The following is a 2,036-nucleotide window of genomic DNA, read 5'->3' as shown; positions in this document are numbered from 1 at the left end:
ATCTATGACAGTGAAGACTGGCGATGCTGCTGCACCGCTTTTTCGATAGCTTTGATAATGGCCGGCGATGGCATATTTTGCGGGGAGGCTGAAGCGGGCTGCGGCGCCGGTTCCTCTCGGCCGAATTTCTGCACCAGCGCCGACATGGCAGTGGTGACGGCCACCAGCACAATAAGAAAAACAAACACGACACCCATGCCAACCAGCATGAGTTCGACACCCTGAGCCATCATAGCGTTCATGGAACACTCCTCTTGGTTCCAAAAGCGGATTCAGTCACCGCGTGCGAGAGCGAAAGGCGTCGCCGTTTGGGCGGGCATCATGGTGGCCTTGTGAGCCGGTATTGCTCTCGCGGGGTTAAAGGCAATGTAGACAGATTGTCGACAACCCGCAATGAGGCATGCGAGGAACCGGTTGGTGGTTTTGATCAATCGACGGGGTGCAGGCCAGATTTATCCAGACCGTAGAGTAAAAAATATCGCAATGGAATGAAGTGCAATACAGCGCCGGGAAGACTTGGGGTCGTACCTGCTCGGACAGCGTTGAGCCAGCGAGCCTGTTGCAGGCGGCATGAAGGGTGAGGCATGCAGCGGCCGCAAAGCGGCATAAAAAAAGGTTCTTCGCGGATTAGAGTGAATAACACGCTACTCGCCGTTTGATGGGTTTATCGCGAATACCCGACACTTTGCCAAACGCTCGACGCCGGATGCCTGACGTAAAACCCCATAGCCTGAGAGGTTGTCGTTATTACGACACGCGGTTTCGGATAATAAGTGCAATTGGTAAGAGAGAGGCCAGCTGGTAGAGTCGGCGCCTCTCCCGACCAAGAGAAAAGCACTGATGAGCTACAACCAGCTGACCGAGAACGAACGATACCAGATTTACATCCTGAAAAAAGCAGGCCACTCCCAAGTAGATATTGCAGAGAAATTGGAGCGCCACCCCACTACGATCAGTCGGGAGTTGCGTCGCAACAAAGGACTGAAGGGCTATCGACCAGGCCAAGCGCAGAAGTTGACGGATGCTAGGCGGAATGAGGCCCGCAAGGCCAGGAAAGTCACCGATGAGGTGCAAAAACAGATAGAAACCTTGATCCGTCAGGAGCTGAGTCCCCAGCAGGTGGCGACTTATCTGGAAAGGCAAAAAATCGTATCGTTGCATCACGAGACGATTTATCAACTGGTGTATGCCGACAAGGCCAATGGCGGAGACTTATACACACATCTCCGGGTCGCATCAAAACCCTACCGCAAGCGTTACGGTAGCAACGACCGGCGCGGAAAGATCAAGAACAGGGTGAGCATTGATGAGCGCCCTGCGGTGGTTGACCGGTGCAACCGTGTTGGCGACTGGGAGGGCGACACAGTCATCGGCAAAGGACGCAAAGGCGCGTTACTGACGATGGTGGAGCGCAAGACCTTGTACACAGTGATCGTGCGACTGACAGGCAAAAAAGCTGACTTGCTGGCCGATGCGGCGGTTGCTCATATGGCGCATCTCACGGATAAGGTCAAAACGATCACTTTCGATAACGGGCTTGAGTTCGCCGGGCATGAAGAGATAGCGAAAGGGCTGGAAACGGACATTTATTTTGCCCATCCCTATGCATCATGGGAGCGTGCGATCAATGAAAACACCAACGGACTTATCCGTCAGTATTTCCCAAAGGGAACAGACCTTAGCAAGGTGACGGATGAGCAGGTTCAATTTGTCATGGACAGATTGAACAGCAGGCCAAGAGCAACACGAGGTGGCCGGTCACCAAACGAATTATTTATGGGGCGGCGAGATGATTTGCTCGCCGCGTAAATGGATTGCAGTTATTACTTGAAACCGCGATTAATTTAAAAGGATCTTTTCTCGTCATATAGCCGGCTGAACGGCTCGAGCCACGCCGTCTGGCTGTTGACCCAGGTTTGCAGGGGCTCAGGCATAGAGGAAGGCCAGTCCAGACCGTACGCCGGGGGCATAAATAGCGGCGCCAGCAAGCTGGCTGCTGCCAGGTCTGCCCGTGAGAATTGCTCGCCCACCAGGTA

Annotated in this window: 3 protein-coding genes; 1 reads left to right on the top strand and 2 read right to left on the bottom strand. The window is 53.9% G+C overall.

The window, feature by feature from the left end:
- Positions 1-2: 2 nt before the first annotated feature.
- Positions 3-242, bottom strand: coding sequence for an OadG family protein (locus IQ256_RS29005; protein WP_063519671.1), 240 nt, complete (start codon positions 240-242; stop codon positions 3-5).
- A gap of 185 nt (positions 243-427) precedes the next feature.
- Positions 428-586 carry a hypothetical protein gene (locus IQ256_RS29000; protein ID WP_193859147.1) on the bottom strand — a complete coding sequence of 53 codons (159 nt, stop codon included), beginning with the start codon at positions 584-586 and terminating at the stop codon, positions 428-430.
- A gap of 254 nt (positions 587-840) precedes the next feature.
- Here IQ256_RS29000 and IQ256_RS28995 point away from each other — a divergent pair, with 254 nt between their 5' ends.
- Positions 841-1,809: an IS30 family transposase gene (locus IQ256_RS28995; protein WP_193859146.1), complete on the top strand. Its 969-nt coding sequence runs from the start codon at positions 841-843 to the stop codon at positions 1,807-1,809.
- Positions 1,810-2,036: the final 227 nt, after the last annotated feature.

It is taken from the genome of cf. Phormidesmis sp. LEGE 11477 (assembly GCF_015207105.1).
Taxonomy (GTDB): Bacteria; Cyanobacteriota; Cyanobacteriia; order Phormidesmidales; family Phormidesmidaceae; genus Phormidesmis.
This window is presented reverse-complemented; position numbering and strand designations above follow the sequence as displayed.

Bases quoted from the DNA above. Each gene is read 5' to 3' on its own strand.
- IQ256_RS29005 (WP_063519671.1), bottom strand. From the start codon at position 242: ATGAACGCTATGATGGCTCAGGGTGTCGAACTCATGCTGGTTGGCATG.
- IQ256_RS29000 (WP_193859147.1), bottom strand. From the start codon at position 586: ATGCCTCACCCTTCATGCCGCCTGCAACAGGCTCGCTGGCTCAACGCT.
- IQ256_RS28995 (WP_193859146.1), top strand. From the start codon at position 841: ATGAGCTACAACCAGCTGACCGAGAACGAACGATACCAGATTTACATC.